The sequence below is a fragment of the Sphingomonas sp. NCPPB 2930 genome (genome assembly GCF_042867205.1).
GTDB lineage: Bacteria > Pseudomonadota > Alphaproteobacteria > Sphingomonadales > Sphingomonadaceae > Sphingomonas.
In genome coordinates this window covers 114,790-132,757 of record NZ_JBHZQU010000012.1, presented here as the reverse complement: position 1 = coordinate 132,757, position 17,968 = coordinate 114,790, and the positions used below count along the sequence as shown (strand labels likewise).

The 17,968-nt window shown below is 66.7% G+C and carries 20 protein-coding genes; 7 read left to right on the top strand and 13 right to left on the bottom strand.

The window, feature by feature from the left end; translation table 11 throughout:
• Positions 1 to 386 precede the first annotated feature (386 nt).
• Complete coding sequence (locus ACFX59_RS14145) at positions 387 to 1,226, bottom strand: cold-shock protein (RefSeq protein ID WP_309698065.1); 840 nt, start codon at positions 1,224 to 1,226, stop codon at positions 387 to 389.
• A 300-nt stretch (positions 1,227 to 1,526) separates the two neighbouring features.
• Here ACFX59_RS14145 and ACFX59_RS14140 point away from each other — a divergent pair, with 300 nt between their 5' ends.
• The 7 genes from ACFX59_RS14140 (at position 1,527) to ACFX59_RS14110 (ending at position 7,435) form a co-directional block, all read left to right on the top strand.
• Positions 1,527 to 2,147: a ribonuclease D gene (locus ACFX59_RS14140; protein WP_307102176.1), complete on the top strand. Its 621-nt coding sequence runs from the start codon at positions 1,527 to 1,529 to the stop codon at positions 2,145 to 2,147.
• Positions 2,148 to 2,176: 29 nt separating this feature from the next.
• Complete coding sequence (gene lptC, locus ACFX59_RS14135; protein WP_309691604.1) at positions 2,177 to 2,803, top strand: LPS export ABC transporter periplasmic protein LptC; 627 nt, start codon at positions 2,177 to 2,179, stop codon at positions 2,801 to 2,803.
• A gap of 18 nt (positions 2,804 to 2,821) precedes the next feature.
• Complete coding sequence (locus ACFX59_RS14130) at positions 2,822 to 3,364, top strand: LptA/OstA family protein (RefSeq protein ID WP_307102172.1); 543 nt, start codon at positions 2,822 to 2,824, stop codon at positions 3,362 to 3,364.
• 62 nt (positions 3,365 to 3,426) lie between these two features.
• The gene (gene lptB, locus ACFX59_RS14125; RefSeq protein ID WP_354294664.1) at positions 3,427 to 4,215 is read left to right on the top strand and encodes an LPS export ABC transporter ATP-binding protein; all 789 of its coding nucleotides are present in this window, start codon (positions 3,427 to 3,429) and stop codon (positions 4,213 to 4,215) included.
• A 90-nt stretch (positions 4,216 to 4,305) separates the two neighbouring features.
• Positions 4,306 to 5,790: an RNA polymerase factor sigma-54 gene (gene rpoN / locus ACFX59_RS14120; RefSeq protein WP_387432928.1), complete on the top strand. Its 1,485-nt coding sequence runs from the start codon at positions 4,306 to 4,308 to the stop codon at positions 5,788 to 5,790.
• Positions 5,791 to 5,862: 72 nt separating this feature from the next.
• Positions 5,863 to 6,216 carry a hypothetical protein gene (locus ACFX59_RS14115; protein ID WP_387432925.1) on the top strand — a complete coding sequence of 118 codons (354 nt, stop codon included), beginning with the start codon at positions 5,863 to 5,865 and terminating at the stop codon, positions 6,214 to 6,216.
• Positions 6,217 to 6,943: 727 nt separating this feature from the next.
• Positions 6,944 to 7,435: a MucR family transcriptional regulator gene (locus ACFX59_RS14110; RefSeq protein ID WP_307102164.1), complete on the top strand. Its 492-nt coding sequence runs from the start codon at positions 6,944 to 6,946 to the stop codon at positions 7,433 to 7,435.
• A 193-nt stretch (positions 7,436 to 7,628) separates the two neighbouring features.
• Here the strand turns inward: ACFX59_RS14110 and ACFX59_RS14105 are convergent, their stop codons facing one another.
• The 12 genes from ACFX59_RS14105 to flgC form a co-directional block, all read right to left on the bottom strand.
• Positions 7,629 to 8,522: a flagellar motor protein MotB gene (locus tag ACFX59_RS14105; RefSeq protein WP_307102160.1), complete on the bottom strand. Its 894-nt coding sequence runs from the start codon at positions 8,520 to 8,522 to the stop codon at positions 7,629 to 7,631.
• A gap of 3 nt (positions 8,523 to 8,525) precedes the next feature.
• Positions 8,526 to 9,389, bottom strand: a complete 864-nt coding sequence (gene motA / locus ACFX59_RS14100) for a flagellar motor stator protein MotA (protein ID WP_219018840.1) — start codon at positions 9,387 to 9,389, stop codon at positions 8,526 to 8,528.
• A gap of 100 nt (positions 9,390 to 9,489) precedes the next feature.
• Entirely contained in the window at positions 9,490 to 10,383 is an 894-nt protein-coding gene (gene flgL / locus ACFX59_RS14095) for a flagellar hook-associated protein FlgL (RefSeq protein ID WP_307102157.1), read from the bottom strand.
• A gap of 5 nt (positions 10,384 to 10,388) precedes the next feature.
• Positions 10,389 to 11,741: a flagellar hook-associated protein FlgK gene (gene flgK / locus ACFX59_RS14090; RefSeq protein WP_387432921.1), complete on the bottom strand. Its 1,353-nt coding sequence runs from the start codon at positions 11,739 to 11,741 to the stop codon at positions 10,389 to 10,391.
• A 15-nt stretch (positions 11,742 to 11,756) separates the two neighbouring features.
• Positions 11,757 to 12,026, bottom strand: coding sequence for a rod-binding protein (locus ACFX59_RS14085; RefSeq protein ID WP_309691590.1), 270 nt, complete (start codon positions 12,024 to 12,026; stop codon positions 11,757 to 11,759).
• A gap of 68 nt (positions 12,027 to 12,094) precedes the next feature.
• Entirely contained in the window at positions 12,095 to 13,189 is a 1,095-nt protein-coding gene (locus tag ACFX59_RS14080; RefSeq protein WP_307102152.1) for a flagellar basal body P-ring protein FlgI, read from the bottom strand.
• Between the two features lie 11 nt (positions 13,190 to 13,200).
• Positions 13,201 to 13,860 (bottom strand): flagellar basal body L-ring protein FlgH, encoded by a 660-nt coding sequence (locus tag ACFX59_RS14075; protein ID WP_309698063.1) that lies wholly within the window; start codon positions 13,858 to 13,860, stop codon positions 13,201 to 13,203.
• Positions 13,861 to 13,934: 74 nt separating this feature from the next.
• Positions 13,935 to 14,723, bottom strand: coding sequence for a flagellar basal-body rod protein FlgG (flgG, locus tag ACFX59_RS14070; RefSeq protein WP_387432918.1), 789 nt, complete (start codon positions 14,721 to 14,723; stop codon positions 13,935 to 13,937).
• 13 nt (positions 14,724 to 14,736) lie between these two features.
• The gene (locus tag ACFX59_RS14065) at positions 14,737 to 15,492 is read right to left on the bottom strand and encodes a flagellar basal body rod protein FlgF (RefSeq protein ID WP_387432915.1); all 756 of its coding nucleotides are present in this window, start codon (positions 15,490 to 15,492) and stop codon (positions 14,737 to 14,739) included.
• A gap of 42 nt (positions 15,493 to 15,534) precedes the next feature.
• Entirely contained in the window at positions 15,535 to 16,827 is a 1,293-nt protein-coding gene (locus ACFX59_RS14060; RefSeq protein ID WP_307102149.1) for a flagellar hook protein FlgE, read from the bottom strand.
• A gap of 29 nt (positions 16,828 to 16,856) precedes the next feature.
• Entirely contained in the window at positions 16,857 to 17,552 is a 696-nt protein-coding gene (locus ACFX59_RS14055) for a flagellar hook assembly protein FlgD (RefSeq protein WP_309699786.1), read from the bottom strand.
• Positions 17,553 to 17,554: 2 nt separating this feature from the next.
• A complete protein-coding gene (flgC, locus tag ACFX59_RS14050; protein WP_307102145.1) occupies positions 17,555 to 17,965 on the bottom strand; it encodes a flagellar basal body rod protein FlgC in 411 nt (136 codons plus the stop codon).
• Positions 17,966 to 17,968 lie beyond the last annotated feature (3 nt).

Below are 17,968 nucleotides of genomic sequence, written 5' to 3'. Positions count from 1 at the left end.
TCACCCAGCTCCGACTAAGCCTTTGCTCTCGCAAAGACCAAGTCTGCGCAACCCTCTCCCCTCTGCGAGGGGCGAGGAGGGGAAAGCATCGCGGAACGTCGAGCCGCCGTAGATGACGAGGGAGTGGGGGCGGGTCCGCAAGCATATGGTTTGCGGCGATGCCCCACCCACCCCTCCCACGGAGGGGATGGGCTCACCGGGATTCGACGCAATGCCATCATGGCCCAAGGACCGTTCACAGCAGCGAGGGCCCCAGACGTCAGCGCGGCCGAGACATGCGCCGCTGTCCGAATCGCCCCATCCCAGAAACGAAAAGGCCCGGCGTCGCATCGCTGCAACGCCGGGCCCTGTCGCCCGAAAAGGGATGGCTTATTCAGCCGAGGGGATCAGCCCTCGTTCTGCAGGTTCACCGCCGCATACTTGCCGCGACGATCGACTTCGATCTCGAACTGCAGACGGTCGCCTTCGTTCAGCGAACCCATGCCGGCGCGCTCGACGGCCGAGATGTGAACGAACGCGTCGGGCTGGCCGTCGTCGCGCTGAATGAAGCCGAAGCCCTTCATCGCGTTGAAGAACTTGACCGTGCCGGTCGCCTTCTCGCCGGTCAGCTGGCGCTGCGGGGCGCCGCCGAAACCACCGGCCGCACCGCCGCGGGGACCGCGGTCACCGCCGAAGCCGCCTTCACGCGGTTCGCGAGGCGCGCGATCCTGGACCGGAAGCGGCTCGCCTTCGATCTTCAGCTCGGTGGCCGAGATGCGGCCGCCGCGATCGACGAGCGTGAAGCCGAGCGGCTGGCCTTCCGCCAGGCCGGTCAGGCCGGCCTGCTCGACCGCCGAAATGTGGACGAACACGTCTTCGCCGCCGTCATCACGCACGACAAAGCCGAAACCCTTCTGCGCGTTGAAGAACTTGACGACGCCCGTGCCCTCGCCAACGACCTGGGGGGGCATGCCGCCGCCACGACCGCCGCCGAAGCCGCCACCGCCGCCGCCACGGAAACCGCCGCCGCCGCCGCCGAAGCGGTCACCGCCGCCGAAGCCGCCACGATCGCCACCACCGCCAAAGCGGTCGCCGCCACCGAAGCCGCCGCCGAAGCCGCCACCGCCGAAGCGATCACCGCCGCCGAAGCCGCCACCAAAGCCGCCTTCATCGCCGCCGCCGAAATTGTCCCGCTTGTCGCGACCACGCGTGCCGCGATTGCCTCGGCTACCTCTATCGAAACCCATAAGCCCTGTTCGTCTTCCCGGTTCGCCCGCAAATGCTATCTTCAAGAACCGTGCGCCGGACGAAGAGCGCGGGTCTTTTGGCGCCAAACCTTTTGCGCCTAGTTGCTATCCATAACGCAGAAGCTCTCCCATCGCGAACGAAATCGTGCACGCGCCCCTCTGTTCATCGCGAACGAGGCAGATTGCGTCGGAATTGTGGCCAAAACTCCACAATTCCTGTGGAAAAAAGCGGAGGCATCGGCCCGCCGATTCGGCCGATCGCGGTTGAGGCTTTCCCCCGCCCCCGCTAGGGCAGGACATATGACCGTTCATCTGCATGAAGAAGACATCCCCGCCGACCTGTTCGCCGCCGGCGCCGCGATCGCGGTGGATACCGAGACGATGGGCCTGATCACCCCGCGCGACCGGCTGTGCGTCGTCCAGCTGTCGGATGGCGGCCCGGACGAGCATCTGGTGCGCTTCGGCCCGGACAGCGACTATGCCGCGCCCAACCTGCGCGCGCTGCTGGCCGATCCGGCGCGGCTGAAGCTCTATCATTTCGGGCGATTCGATATCGCCGCGATCCGCCATTATCTGGGCGTGGTCGCCGCGCCCGTCTATTGCACCAAGATCGCCTCGCGGCTGATCCGCACCTATACCGACCGCCACGGCCTGAAGGAGCTGGTCCGCGAGCTGCTGGGCGTCGAGCTGTCCAAGGCGCAGCAATCGTCCGACTGGGGGGCGCCCGAGCTGTCCGATGCGCAGCGCGAATATGCCGCCTCGGACGTGCGCTATCTGCACCGGATGAAGGTCGAGCTGGACAAGCGGCTGGTGCGCGAGGGGCGGATGGAACTGGCCCAGGCCTGTTTCGATTTCCTGCCCGCCCGCGCCGAGCTGGACCTGGCGGGCTGGCCCGAGGTCGATATCTTCGCCCACGCCTGATCCGCCCCGCCCTTTAGGAAGCCGCCGCCATGTCCGAGATCGCCGATCGCGTCCGCACCCAGCGCCAGCGCTGGGCCGCGCCGGGCAGCCGCCACGACCGGTTCGTGACGGCGGCGCGCTGGATCCTGCCCAGCGCGATCGGCGTGCTGACCGCGTTCCTGGTGATGGCGCCGATCTATTCCTCCAGCGAGGTGTCCTTTGTCCTCGACAAGAAGAAGGTCGAGGTCGCGCGCGAACGGATGAAGATCCAGGCCGCGCAATATCGCGGCGTCGACGACAAGGGGCAGCCCTTCTCGCTCGACGCGGGCTCGGCGATCCAGCGCAGCTCGGCCGAGCCGGTGGTGGAGCTGAACCGGCTGGCCGCCGCGATCCAGCTGTCCGACGGTCCCGCCACGGTGCGCGCCAATTCCGGGCTGTACGACATGCGGACCGAGCAGGTGAAGCTGGACGGCCCGCTCAACGTCCAGTCGCAGGGCGGCTACAACCTCCAGACGCAGAACGCGACGATCGACCTGCAACAGCGCACGCTGGTATCGGGGGGCGCGGTGACGGGCCGCATGCCGCAGGGCAATTTCAGCGCCGACAAGCTGCGCGCCAATCTGGAGGATCGCACCGTCCGGCTGGAAGGCAACGCCCGCTTGCGCATCGTGCCGTAAAGCACGAAATAGCCGATCATGAACAAGTTCATCGCCGCGACGGCTCCTGCCCTCATCGTCCTTGCCGTGTCCGCGGCGGCGCAGGTCCGGCACAACAGCCGCGCGCCGATCGATTTCGGCGCCGATGTCATCGAATTGCAGGACAAGCAGAATCGCGGCGTGCTGTCGGGCAATGTCTCGCTGCGCCAGGCGGAAATGACGCTGACCGCCGCGCGGATGACGATCACCTATACGGGGCAGGTGATCGGCGGGAAGCCGCAGGTGTCGCGCTTCGATGCGTCAGGCAATGTCGTGGTCAAGCGCCCCAACCAGACCGCGCGCGCCAATTACGGCATCTATGACCTGAACCGCCGGGTCATCACCATGCTGGGCAACGTCACCCTGACCCAGGACGGCAACACGGTGAACGGCGGGCGGCTGACCATCAATCTCGACACCGGGCGCGCGGTGATCGACGGATCGTCGGTGGCGGGCGGCGCGTCGGGCGGCAATGGCGGCACCGTGTCGCGCGCGCCGTCGGGCCGGGTCACGGGCACCTTCTCGGTCCCCGATCGCAACTGACGCGTGACGCCGGGCGCCCGCCCGCGCTACCGTGGTTGCCAATGAAGGGAACAGACTGGCCGATGGATATGGAAACCCCGATTCGCGAGGCGCAGGAGCACAGGCCCCCTGTGTCCGAGCCGCCCGTGGCGAACGGCCTGCAGGTCGTGTCCATCGCCAAGAGCTATGACAAGCGCACCGTCCTGACCGACGTCTCGGTCTCGGTCGGGCGGGGCGAGGTGATCGGGCTGCTTGGCCCGAACGGCGCGGGCAAGACGACCTGCTTCTATTCGGTCATGGGGCTGGTGAAGCCCGATTCGGGCCGCATCATGCTGGACGGCGAGGATATCACCGGGTTGCCCATGTATCGCCGCGCGATACTGGGGCTGGGCTATCTGCCGCAGGAAACCTCGATCTTTCGCGGGCTGTCGATCGAGAAGAACATCCTGACTGTGCTCGAACTGGCCGAGCCCGATCCCGCCGAGCGCGCGCGCAAGCTCGACAAGCTGCTCGAGGAATTCGGCCTGACCCGCCTGCGCGCCGCGCCTGCCATGGCGCTGTCGGGCGGCGAGCGACGCCGCGCCGAGATCGCGCGCGCCCTGGCCGCCGATCCGTCGATCATGCTGCTCGACGAACCGTTTGCGGGCATCGACCCCATCTCGATCGCCGACATCCGCGATCTGGTGAAGGACCTGAAGCGGCGCGACATCGGCGTGCTGATCACCGACCATAATGTCCGCGAGACGCTGGACATCGTCGACCGCGCCTACATCATCTATGATGGCCGCGTGCTGTTCACCGGATCGCCCGAAGAGCTGGTGGCCGATGCCAATGTCCGCCGCCTCTATCTGGGCGAGGGCTTCTCGCTCTGACCGCATGAGGATCGCGCCCCGCTCCGCCCCGTTCCGCTTCATCGCCTTTGCCGGGCGATGGGCACGGGGCGTCGGACCGGAGGCGTCCGCATGAGCCTGGCCCCGCGCCTCGACATCCGCCAGTCCCAGTCGCTGGTGATGACGCCGCAGCTGCAACAGGCGATCAAGCTGCTGGCGCTGTCCAATCTGGAGATCGAGGCGTTCATCGCCGAGGAGGTGGAGAAGAACCCCCTGCTCGATGCGACCGCGATCCGCGACGTGGCCACCCCCGAGCGTCCCGAGCGCGAGGCGCCCGCCGGTGCCGACGAGCTGGTGGCGGGCACCGCGCCCGCCGAGGATCGCGGGCTCGACCTGGATTACGCGACCGAGAGCCATCAGCAGGACAGCGTCGCCGATGGCGGCGCCGGCCCCGATGGCGGGCTGTCGCTGAACGGCGCGGGAGGGGCCGGGGGCCTGGGCGGCGAGGACGGGCCCGACTGGGATTCGCTGGCCAATGATGCGCCGGGGCTCGCCGAGCATCTGGGGGCGCAGGCCGCGATGATCCTGTCGGGCACCGACCTGACGATCGCGACCCATATCATCGACCTGCTGGACGAGGCGGGCTATCTGACCGCACCGCTGGCCGAGATCGCCGAACGACTGGGCGTCCCGCTGGCGCGCGTCGAAGCGATCCTGTCGGTCGTGCAGGGGCTGGAGCCGACGGGGGTCGGCGCGCGCGACCTGGCCGAATGCCTGGCGCTCCAGGCGCGCGAGGCCGACCGCTACGATCCCTGCATGGCGCGGTTGATCGCCAATCTCGACCTGCTGGCGCGCGGCGACCTGGTCCGGCTCAAGCGGATCTGCGGGGTCGATGACGAGGACATGGCCGACATGATCCGCGAGTTGCGCGGCTATGATCCCAAGCCCGGCTGTCGCTATGGCGGCGAACCCGCACAGGCGGTGGTGCCCGACCTGTTCGTCACCCGGACCAAGGCCGGCTGGGGCATCGAGCTGAACACCGCCACCCTGCCCCGCGTGCTGGTCAATCGCCGCTATTATCAGGAACTGCGTCACGGACCGCAGGACAAGGGGTCCAAGGCCTGGCTGGCCGATTGCCTGGCCAGCGCCAACTGGCTGATGAAGGCGCTCGACCAGCGGCAGCGGACGATCATCCGCGTCGCGACCGAGATCGTGAAGCAGCAGGAGGCGTTCTTCCTGAACGGCGTCGCGCATCTGAAGCCCCTGACGCTGGCGCGGGTGGCCGAGGCGATCGGGATGCACGAATCGACCGTCAGCCGGGTGACGAGCAACAAATATCTCAGCTGCGCGCGCGGGCTGTTCGAGCTGAAATACTTCTTCACCAGCGGGATCGCGACGGCGGATGGCGGCGATGCGGTGTCGGCGGAGGCGGTGAAGAGCGCGATCCGGACGCTGATCGCGGGTGAAGGCGCCAAGATCCTGTCCGACGACACGCTGGTCGAACTGCTCCAGGCCAAGGGCTTCGACATCGCCCGGCGCACCGTCGCCAAATATCGCGAATCGATGGGGATCGGCAGCTCGGTCCAGCGACGGCGCGCGCGCGCGCTCAACGGCTGACCACCCCGCCATCTTGTACGCGGACCAAGGTGTATTATATTGAAAATACACCAGGACAGGAGTGCGCCGTCGATGGGCAAGAAGAAGCACAAGAAGAAGCAGAAAAAGGCGGCACGCGCCGAGCAGGCCGGGCCCGCCACGGCGTCGCCGCTGCACCGGGTCGGGCAGGTCCTGCTGGATCAGGCGCGCAGCCCGATGGGACGCCAGCTGATCGCCACCGGCCTGGTGGTCGCCGCCGCCGCGCTGGCGCGCGATACCCAGCGCCCCACCGCCGAGGAACCCTCCGGACCGCCGCCGCAGGACGGCCTGCCGCGCGATCCCGCTCCGTCGGTCCCCGGCGTTTCGGAAGCGGCGGCCTTTGCGGGCATGGCGCTGTCCGCGCTCGACCAGTTCATTCGCCGCAAGACGCCCGAGGACAAGGCATAGACGCGGTCGGTCGTCCCCCTCAGCTTCAGGCGGGGGTCGATCGCATGGGACGCCCGGCCCACCCCCGGCCCATCATTGCGATGCGATACGCGCGCCGACATGATCGCTTGTCGGCGCTGACGCCGCTGGTGGTCATCGAATCAGGTTGGACGGGGGGAGCGACCCGGGTCGCTCGACCCCCGGCACCGACGCGCGATGCCGGTCTTTCCGGCGGCTTCCACTCCTGCTTATCTTGTCATTGAAGCGCGGCGATGCGGCAACCTAGGCGCATGCCCGCCGAATGCATAGCAAAAAAAAGGCTGGTCCGAGGACCAGCCGTGAAAGTTTTTAGGAGAGGATGCCTGAAAGGCCCGCTCTCTTTGGCCGATCGACGCGATTAGCACAACTGCAAGCTAAACAATTTTTGTTGCATTTTTTGCAATCGTGGAACCGAAGGGGCGTGGAAACAGCTGGGTAATTGCTTGCAAAACCACGCTGATGACGGGGCCGTCATCCAATTCTTGATCTGGATTTAAACCTGCTTCACCAAGCATTGTTCGGGTTACCGACCCTATCGCCGTGCATCTGTGCCTATCAGCCGCAGCAACGCCGTCCCAAATAGAGATATTGGCGCCCCACCAAGTCAAACGAATAGAGAAACGGATATATTTGACCCATTTCCGCTCCGGACGGTTGACGCGGCGAGATTGACGGTTAGGTCAAACCATAAATAAAAAAGGAGCGTATCATGGCCGACGACCCTATCGATGTGAATGCCGTAGAACTGGCGACCGAACTGACCATCGCGTGGCTGGGTAATCCCAACACCCGCACTTCGTCCGAAGAGGTTCCGGCCTTTCTGCACAAGATGCACGAAACCGTATCTTCGCTTCTGGGCAGCGCGCCGCAGGCTGCCGATGTCGAAGCGCCGACCGAATATGTTCCGGCGGTTTCGGTCCGCAAGTCGCTTGCGTCGAAGGACCACATCGTCTCGATGATCGACGGCAAGCCCTACAAGACGCTGCGCCGCCATCTGGCGACCCATGGCCTGACGCCTGAGGAATATCGCGAGCGCTACGGCCTGAAGCCCGACTATCCGATGGTCGCCGAGAGCTATTCGGAAAGCCGTCGCGCGATGGCCAAGAAGATCGGCCTGGGCCGCAAGCCCGGTCCGCGCAACGCGGGCGCCGCGCCTGCCGCGCGCAAGCCGCGCAAGGCCGAGGCCGCCGACGCCGAATAAGCGACGGCGCGATCGACCGATCGCATGAAGGCCCGTCCGACCGTCCTGCTCGTCTCCCGGAGCAGGATGGTCGGGCGGGCCTTTTGCTTGGGTGGGGTTGTCATCCCTTTCCTCTCCCCGGACAGGGGAGAGGGAAGAATACCCATACAGACTGTCGATCCCCAAAGACGCCCGGACGAAACGAACCGCCCGCTTACTGCCCGAAGGCACCCTTGCGGTAGAGCAGCGTGATCGCCACGCGGCGGTTGCGCGGGTCGGAGGGGTTGTTGGCGATCATCGGTTCGCGATCGGCGACGCCTTCGATCCGCTCGAACCGCGATTCAGGAAGCCCGCCCGATGCCAGCCGGCGACGGGTCGCCTCGGCGCGGCTGGACGACAGCAGCCAGTTGTTCATCGCGCGCGGATCGCCGTAAGGCACGCCGTCGGTGTGGCCGCGGATCATGATCGTGTTGGGCACGTCGGCGACCGTCTTGGCGATGGTACCGATCAGCTCGGACGCCTCTGGGGTCAGCGTGGTCGTCCCCATCGCGAACATCGAATAATTGGCATTGTCGACCAGGTCGATGCGCAGCCCGTCGTCGGTCGGGATGAAACGCACCTGCTGCGCCAGCTTCTTGAGCTGGGGCGTGACCTCCATCTTCTTCAGAAGCTCGCGCTTGACCGCGTCGAAGGTCTGCTGGTCGCGCGCCATGCTGTCGGGATTGCGCAGCGAGCCCTTGTTGCCGGTGCCCGCCTTGTTGCCGCCCTGGCCGTTGATCTTCATGACCATGGTCTGGGTGATGGCCGCGCTGCTTTCCTTGCGCATCTGGCCCAGCCCAGCGCCGCCGTTGAGGACGCCGCCGCCGATGCCCACCGACTTGGTGTCGAGCAGGGTCGGCGCGAAATAGTCGGCGATGCCCTTGCGCTGCTTCTCGGTGGTGGCACCCAGCAGCCAGAGCAGCAGGAAGAACGCCATCATCGCCGTCACGAAATCGGCATAGGCGACCTTCCACGCGCCGCCATGATGCCCGCCATGACCATCGGCGATGATCTTCTTGACGATGACGATCTTGGGCGGCTCGTTCTTGCCGTGCGGTGCGCGGGCCATGGCTTATTTGCCCCGCAGGCCGTCGAACACCTCGGCGAAGCCGGGCTGGTCCTTGTGCGCGATGCCGGAGCGTGCCGCCTCGATGACCAGCGGCTGCGGATGGCCGTGGAGCGAGGCGATGATGATCTGCTTGACCACGTGATAGATGGCGGCGTCGGCGTCGATCACCTGCTTCAGGCGGCCCGCGAACGGGTTCACGATGCCATATGCCAGAAGCACGCCCATGAAGGTGCCGACCAGCGCCGAACCGATCATCCCGCCCAGCACGCTCGGCGGCTTGTCGATCGAACCCATGGTCTTCACGATGCCGAGCACGGCGGCGACGATGCCGAGCGCGGGCAGCGAGTCGGCCAGGCTCTGAAGCGTGCCCTGCGGCCCCTCGACCTCGTGGTGGTGGGTCTTGATTGCATTGTCCATCACCTCCTCGACCGCATGCACGTCGAGCGTGCCCGACGAGACGACAACCAGCCGCAGCGTGTCGGCGATCAGGTTGACGAGGGTATGGTCGGCGACGAGGCGTGGATATTCGGCGAAGACCGACGAGGACTTCGGGTCCTCGACATGCGGTTCCAGCGCGATCGGGCCTTCGGTGCGCAGCATCTTCATCAGCTTCGAGACGAGGAAGATGACGTCGAGATAGTCCTGCTTCTTGTATTTCGGGCCCTTGAAGATCTTGCCCATCGCGCCGCCCAGCGCCTTCAGCTCCTTGCCGGAATTGCCTATGACGAGCGCGCCGACGGCCGCGCCGCCGATGATGAGCATCTCGTGCGGGATCGCCTCGAACACGGGGCCCAGCTTGCCGCCGGTGATGGCGAAGCCGCCGAACACCATGCCGAGCAGGATGACGAGGCCGATGGCAGGAAACATGGTGAACCGATTCTCCCGAAGACCGGCGCTGTGCCTGTCAGACCACCCGCCTACGCCTCTTAGGTCAAAATAGGGTTACCGGGCGCGGGCCCGGACAGCATCACTTGAGGTAATCGAACAGCGACAGGTTCGACAGCTTGGTGAAGCTGGCCTGGGTCGCCTGCAACACGGTCATCGTCTGCTGCAACTGGGTGATGGTCGTGACGGCATCGGCGTCCTCGACGCTGGAGCGGAGCGCCGTGCGGTCGGTGGCGGCCTTTTGCTGCAACCCCTGCTGCAATTCGACACGCGCCGCGCGCGCGCCGACCGAGGCCTGCACGCTCGCGATATTGTCGTTCGCGGCACTCAACTTGTTCATCGCGTCCTTGATGGACGCGCTAACGTCACCAGATCCTGACTGAAGTGCGGTAACCAGGTTGTTAAGCACGTTGAGCGTGTCGTCGCTGCCCGCCTTGAACACCCGGTCCGCGCCGACCGACACGTCGATCGACTGGCCGTCGGCGATCGGGATGTCGGAGACACTGGCCCCCGAATAGACATAGGTGCCGTTGACCTGCTTGACGGCATCGGTCCCCGCCGCCGCGCCGAACAGCGGCAGGCCGCGCGCATCCTTGGAATTGGCAAGCCCGACCAGCGCGTCGCGAATCGAGGCGATCTGGTCGCCCACGCTCGACCGGTTGGCGGCCGACAGCGTGCCATTGGCGGCCTGGGTCGCCAGTTCCAGCGCCTTCTGCACCTGCTTGCCGATCTGGCCCAGCGTGGTGTCCGCCTGTTGCAGCAGCGATCCCGCCACCGTCAGATTGGTCTTATAGACCGCGTCATTGGCGTCGCGCCGGTTGAACTCGGCGATCTGGGCCGATGCGGCGGCGTCGTCGGACGGGGTCTGCAGCTTCTTGCCGGTCGAAATCTCGACCTGCAGCGCATTCGCCTTGCCCGTCAGCTCCGACATCCGGCGCGACGCCGTTTCATAGAAGACGTTGGTGGAAATCTGCATGGCCGTTACCGGAGCTCGAGAATGGACTGGAAGGTGTCGCGCGCGGCCTGGATGACGCGGCTCGACGCGGAATAGGCCTGCTGGAACCGCATCAGCGTCACCGCCTCCGAATCCAGCGTCACGCCCGAGGCCGCCGACAGCGTCGCCTTGGCGCCGTCGCTGATCGCGGTCTGCGCCTCGGCGACGGTCTGGCGCTGCTTGAGCGTGGTGGCGTTGCCGGTGACGATCTGGGTCAGCCGGTTTTCAAAATTGCCGGTGCTCGTGTTGCTGCGCGCCTGTTCGAGCAGGGTCAGATTGTCGGCGTTGCGCGATCCCGCGCCATTGCTGGCCGCGGCGATGCCGGAGCCGCTGGTCAGCAACAGGCTCATATTGGCGGTGCCGTCGGTCAGGGCGAACATCTTCGCGCCCTGCTGACCGTTCACGTCCTGGCCGCCCGCCTGCAAGGTGTTGACGGTGTTGACGAAATCCTTCGCGACCTGGTTGAAGGCGCCGCGCGTGGCGTTGATCCGCTCCGCCCCGTCGAGCATCCCCGCCATCGACCCGCCGGTGGGGATGAAGTCGTGAAGCTCGCCCTGCACCGCCACCTTGAAGGACACGCTGCCGTCGGTTCCGCGCTGATAGGTCACCGAACCCGTCACATCGGGTGCGGCCAGCACCGGCCCGGCGCGATCGCCCAGCCGCACCGTCGCGCGCCCCAGATAGTCGGTGGTGCTGGTGATGTCGGCCAGCGCGCTCATCTTGGTCAGGATCTGGTCGCGCTGGTCGGTCAGCTGCGCCGCCGCCGCCGTTCCCGCCTGGGTCCGGCCCAGCCCGTCATTGACGCGCACCAGCGAGACGGCGAGCGAGGACAGGTCCTGCGCCGCCTGCCGCGCCTGGCCGTCGAAATCGGACTGGACCTGGTCGAAGGCCGCATTGGTCGCGCTGAAGGCGCTGGCGGTCGACCGCGCCGCCTCCAGCATCGTCGCGCGCAACGCGTTCGAGCTCGGATCCGACGCCAGGGTGCGCGCGGCGGTGAAGAAGGAGGTCAGGCGGGTCTGCACCTGATCGCCGGTCAGCGTGCTCTCGATCCGGCTCAGCCAGGTCGCCCCCGTCTGGGTCCGCGACAGGTCGGAGGTGGCGGCGCGCACCGCGGCGGTGGCATAGACGTCGGTCGAACGTGCGATGCCCAGCACCACCACGCCCGAGCCCGCCGACACCTTGTTCGCCGACAGCCCCGCCGCCGGCGAGACCTCCTGCGTCGTGACCGTCCGGCGCGAATAGCCGTCCGTCGCGACATTGGCGATATTCTCACCAACGGCGGTCAGCGCGGTTTGATATGCGCGGACGCCCGAAGCGCCGATAGAGAGCAGATCGCTCATGCGACTCGTGCTACATTATTTCTGGTTAACGGCAGGTTGAGATTTGGCGAGGAAGGCGGTGACCGCCTTGCCGATGCCCAGCGGTGCCTGGACCGCCATCGTCTGCGCCACCTGCTGATCCTGCATGTCGCGGAACGTGTCCAGCGCCTTGGATTCGAACATCGTGTCGCCCAGCTTGGTCTGGCGCATCGCCTTGAGCATCATGCCGGTGAAGATCGCCTCGAACTGGGTGCCCGCCTTGTCCAGATTGGCGCCGTTGGACAGCCGCCGGGTGTCGGTCGACACGCTTCCCGAAATCGATGAGGCGGGGGCGGAAGTCGGCGAAATCGCCGAGCTGGGTGCGATGCTCTGGGTCACAGGACGATCAACTCCGCTTTCAGTGCGCCGGCTTCCTTCAGCGCTTCGAGGATGGCGACCAGGTCGGACGGGGCCGCGCCGATCGCGTTCACCGCCTTGACGATGTCGGCGAGCTTGGGACCGGGGGCCAGGACGAACATCGGGCGACGCTCCTCCTCGACCGAGACACCCGATTTCTGGGTGATCGCGGTCTGGCCGCCGCTCAGGGGGCCGGGCTGGCTGACGCGCTGCTGCTCGTCGATCTTCACGGTCAGCTTGCCGTGCGTCACCGCCGCCGGGCCGACCCGGACCGCCGAGTTGATGACGACGGTGCCGGTGCGCGCGTTGACGATCACCTTGGCGGGCGGCTCGGCGGAGGCGACGTCAAGATTCTCGATCTCGGACATCAGCGTGGCGCGGACATCGGCGCCCATCGGCGCGCGGACCGCGACCGACACGGCGTCCATCGCCTGCGCGATGCCCATGCCGAGGCGCGCATTGATCGCCTGCGCGACATTCTGCGCGGTGGTGAAGTCGGCGCGGGCGAGGTTGAAGGTCAGCATCGGCGCGGTGTCGAAGCCGGTCGCGACCGCGCGCTCGACCGTCGCGCCCTCGGGGATGCGGCCGGTGGAGGGGACGTTGACGACGATCTTCGATCCGTCCGCGCCCTCGGCACCCAGGCCGCCGACCGCGAGATTGCCCTGCGCCATCGCATAGATCTGGCCATCGGCGCCCTGGAGCGGGGTGAGGATCAGCGCGCCGCCGCGCAGCGACTTGGCCTTGCCCATCGAGGACACGGTGATGTCCAGCTTCTGCCCCGGCTTGGCGAAGGGCGGCAGCTCGGCGGTGACCATGACGACGGCGGCGTTCTTCATCCCCGGATTGGCGCCCGGCGGCAGCTGCAGGCCGAACCGCGAAACCACCGCCTTCAGCGACTGGACGGTATATTCCAGATTGTCGTCGCCCGTGCCCGGCAGGCCGACGACGACGCCGTATCCGGTCAGCTGGTTGGTGCGGATGCCCTGGAAACCGCCCAGATCCTTGATCCGGTCGGCCGAGGCCGGGGCCGCGATCAGGAGCGTGGCGAGGAGCGTGAGGAGGAAGCGGATCATGTCTCTATGCCTCAGAACGGGCTGACGGCCTGGAAGAAACGGCTCAGCCAGCCCTGGCGGCTGGCGCGGGCGACGTCGCCCTTGCCGGTATAGGCGATCTGCGCATCGGCGACGCGGGTCGATTCGACGCGGTTGTCGATGCCGATATCGGCCATGCGGACCAGCCCCTTGATCCGGATGAACTCGTCACCGCGGTTCAGCGTCACGCGCTTCTGCCCCTGGACCAGCATGGTGCCGTTGGGGAAGACCTGTGCCACGGTCACGCTGATCTCGCCCGACAGTGAGTTGGACTGGTCGGCCGCGCCCGAACCGTTGAAGTTGCGGCTGCCGCCCATGCCGATATCGGTCGACTTGAGCAGCGAGCCCAGCGGGCCGGTGGTCGGCGGATTGATCCCCAGATCGCCCTTCGAGCCGAGTTTGGAGGTCGCCGACTTGGACGCCGCCGTCCGCTCGACGAGGACGATGGTCAGCGGATCGCCGACCCGGCGCGCGCGCCATCCCTCGTACAGCGCGGCATAGCCGTCGGCTGCCTGGAAGATCGAGCCGTTGGCGGGCTGGACCGGCTGGGCGGGCATGGGCGCGGGGCGGACGGTGGTGAAATCCTCGACCGGCTGCTTCTTGCCGAAGAGGCTGGCCTGCGCGGGCAACGGCGCGAGCGCGGCGACGACCATCGCGGCGGCCGCCGTCGACAGCGCCAGTTCGATCCAATAGTCGAAACGGGGAAGAGCCAGACGCATCACCGGCCTCACAGATTCTGGTTGGCGTATTGGAGCATCTCGTCGGTCGACTTGATCATCTTCGAGTTGACCTCATAGGCGCGCTGGGTCTCGATCATGTCGACCAGCTCCTCGACGACGTTGACGTTCGAGCCTTCGAGCATGCCCTGGCGAATCTGGCCGCGCCCCTCGAGGCCCGCGACGCCCATGCCGACCGCGCCCGAGGCGGCGGTCTCGGTCAGGTAATTGTCGCCCTTGGACTGGAGGCCCGCCGGATTGGGGAAGGTCGCGACCTGGATCTGGCCGATCTCGGCCGGAGCCGTCTGGCCCTGGATGGTGGCCGACACGGTGCCGTCGGAGCCGATGGTGATCTGGGTCGCGCCCTGCGGCACGGTGATGCCCGGCATCACCTGATAGCCCTCGGAGGTGACCAGCAGCCCCTCGGCCGAGCGCGAGAAATTGCCCGCGCGGGTATAGCCCAGCGTCCCGCCCGGCATCTGCACCTGGAAGAAGCCCTCGCCGTCGAGCGCCATGTCCAGGCTGTTGTTGGTGGTCTGCATCGACCCTTGCGTGTTGATCCGCGCGGTGCCCTGGATGCGCACGCCGGTGCCCAGGTTCAGGCCGGTCGCATATTTGCTCTCGGTCGAGCTGGCCGCGCCCGGCGCGGTGATCGTCTGATAGGCCAGCGTCTCGAACGCGGCGCGATCGCGCTTGAACCCGGTCGTGTTGACGTTGGCCAGGTTGTTCGAGATGACCCGCATGCGCATGTCCTGGGCGTCGAGCCCGGTGCGCGCGATGTGCATGGCGGCGGAAGACATAAACCCTTAATCCTCAGCTCGGCAGCCGCATCAGCGATGCGCTGTTCTCGTCCATCGACTTGGCCTCTTTCATGAGGTTGGCCTGCACCTCGTAGCTGCGCTGGTTCTCGATCATGTCGACCAGCGTCTGGGTCATGTTGACGTTCGACCCTTCCAGCGCGCCCGACTGGACGGTGGCGTCCATGTCCTGCGGCAGCGCCCCGCCGCCCTTGACGCGCAGCAGATTGTCCAGCCCCTTGACCGTCTGGCTGCCGCGCGTGTCGGCCAGCTTCATCCGGTCGATCACCTGCGGCTGGGTGCCGGGCCCTGCGCCCAGCGGCACGATCGACAGCGTGCCGTCGGGCGAGACGCTCATCGAATTATAGGGGGGCACGGTGATCGGGCCGTTCTGGCCGATCACCGGAAAGCCGTCGCCGGTCTGCAGCACGCCCGAGGCCGTGACCTCCAGGTCGCCGCGACGGGTATAGGCTTCCGACCCGTCGGGGGCCTGCACCGCCAGCCACGCGCGGGAGGTCGCGACCGCGACGTCCAGCGGATTGCCGGTATGCTGGACGGTGCCGGGCTGGCGGTCGGCGTCGGTCACTTCCTCGGCGGTGGGCATCCGCGCCTCGAACGCCGCGCCGCCACCCTTCAGGTCGATACGGTCGAACACGACCCGGTCCGAACGGAAACCGATCGTCGAGGCATTGGCCATGTTGTTGGCGATCGCCGACTGCGCCGACATGTGCGCGCGCAGTCCCGTCGCCGCCGTATAGACCAGCTTGTCCATCGCTGCCCCCCGTTACCTGTCCCGTTACCCGGCCCGTTTCGCTTAGCTGCGGATGTTGAAGATGGTCTGCGAGATCTGGCTCGACGTATCGAGCGCCTTGGCGTTCGCCTGGAAGTCGCGCTGCGCGGCGATCAGGTTGACCAGCTCCTCGGTGATGTCGACGTTCGACCCCTCGATGGTGCTCGACCGGATCGCGCCATAGGCGCCCTGGTTGGCGGTGCCGAACTTGGCCGCGCCGGACTTGCCGGTCGCCTCCCAATAGCTGTTCCCCTCCTGGCGCAGGCCGGGCATGTTGACGAAGGTCGCCACCGCGACCTTGCCCAGCGCGGCGGTCTCGCCGTTGGAGAAGGAGGCGGTCACCAGGCCGTCGTCGCCGACCGACACGCCCGACAACAGGCCCACCGACTTGCCGTCCTGGGTGCGCGAGGCGACCGAGAAGATCGAACCCGACTGCGACGAGCCGGTATAGTCGATCGACAGCGGCTGCGACGTGGTCGAGGTGCGCGGGGTGAAATTGTCGAACTTGGTCGCCCCGGTCGGCGACTTCAGGTTGCCGCCCGAATCGAAGGTCATCTTGATCGGGTCCTTCGACCCGCCATTGGTCGTCATCTGCTGATCGCCGACGAAGCTGTAGACCAGCCAGCTGCTGCTGCCGTCCGAGGGCTGGATCGCATTGCCATTGGCATCGACCGGCAACGGCGCGCGGACATAATAGTTGGTCAGCGTCATGGCATTGCCCGCCGTGTCGTAAATCTTGGTCTGGGTCGTGTTGTTGTACGTGCCCATGTTGGTGCGGTCGAACGCGGCGGTCGGCGCGACGGCGGTGCTCGACAGGTTGATCGCCATCGTCACCTTCTTGGTGGCGACCGGCGTACCGCTGGTCGTGGGCAGCTGAAGGCTGGTCAGGCCGTCATTGCCGAACGCGGTGACGTTGCCGTCCTTGTCGACCGGGAACACCTGGACGCGGTTGCCCTGCGTGTCGGTCACATAGTTCTTGGTGTCGACCTGGAACGAGCCGTTGCGCGTGTACTGGAGCGTACCCGCGGTGCCGCCCGCCTGTACCGTGAAGAAGCCGTCGCCCGAAATGGCGAGGTCCAGCGCGTTGGAGGTGCTGGTGTAATTGCCCTCCTTGAACTCCTGCCGGTTGGCCTTGACCACGGTGCCCGAGCCGACCTGCTTGAACGGGTCGGTGGCGAAATTGGCGGCCATCACGTCGGCGAATTCGGCGCGGCTCTTCTTGAAGCCGTTGGTGCCGACGTTGGCGAGGTTGTGCGAGATGACCGACATGTCGGTCTGCGAAGCCTGAAGGCCGCTGAGCGAGGTGTAGAAGGACATGGGCTATCTTCCTGGTACGTGAAGGGGGATCAGCCGACGGCGCGGACGGCGGAGAGCTGGACCTGGCCCAGACCGGCGACGGTCAGGACCGGCGAGCCGGTGGAGGGCAGCGAGACGGACTGGACGGGCGCCCAGACCAGCGAGCGGCTGGTGACGGCGGTGCTGCCGTTGTTGGCGGACACCGAGATGGTGAAGGGCCCTGATCCGGCGCTCTTGCCGTCGGCGGTCTTGCCGTCCCAGTCATAGCTGGCCGCGCCCGCCTTCTGCGCGCCGAGCGACAGCGTCTTGAGGACCCCGCCACTGGCATCGGCGATGGTCACCGTCACGTTGGACGCCGCAGCGTCCAGTTCGACCTGGCCCGCCAGCCCGCCGCTGGTGCGGCCATAGGCGGTCGTGCCCTGGGTCAGCACGGTCTTGCCGACATAGTTCATCGCGGCCGCGGGCGTGGTCCCGGTCAGCTTGTTCGCGAGCGAGGTCAGCGTGGTGTTCATCTCGGAGATGCCCGCCACGCTGGAGAATTGCGCCATCTGGGCGACCATCTGGGTATTGTCCATCGGCGAGAACGGATCCTGGTTCTTCAGCTGCGCGGTCAGCAGCTTCAGGAAATCGGCCTGGCCCAGCGTCGTGGACTTCTTGGCCGCCGTGGTGGTCGAGGACGAGCCGGTCGACCCGGTTCGCGCGATGCCCAGACTGTCGAGCGTCGACTCGAGCGCGGTGGATGTCATGATCAGCGTCCCAGCTTGAGGGTATCGAGGATCAGCGACTTGGCCGTCTGCATGACCTCGACATTGTTCTGGTAGGTGCGCGAGGTCTCCATCATGTCGACCAGCTCGCGGGTCTCGTCGACGGCGGCCTCGTAGATATTGCCGTCCTTGTCGGCCAAGGGGTTGTTCGGATCGTGCCGCTTGGCGGGGTCTTCCCCGGCGGTCACGATCTTCTCGACGTCGACGGTGGACAGGCCGGTCGCGGCGTCGAAGCTGGTGCGGAACACCGGCTTCATCGTCTTGTACGCGGTCTCGGCCGAGCCCGCGACGCCGCCCGCATTGGCGAGGTTCGAGGCGGTGGTGTTCATCCGCACCAGCTGCGCCGACATGGCGCGGCCCGCGACCTGGAAGATGGAGAGAGGCGTGTCGGCCATCGC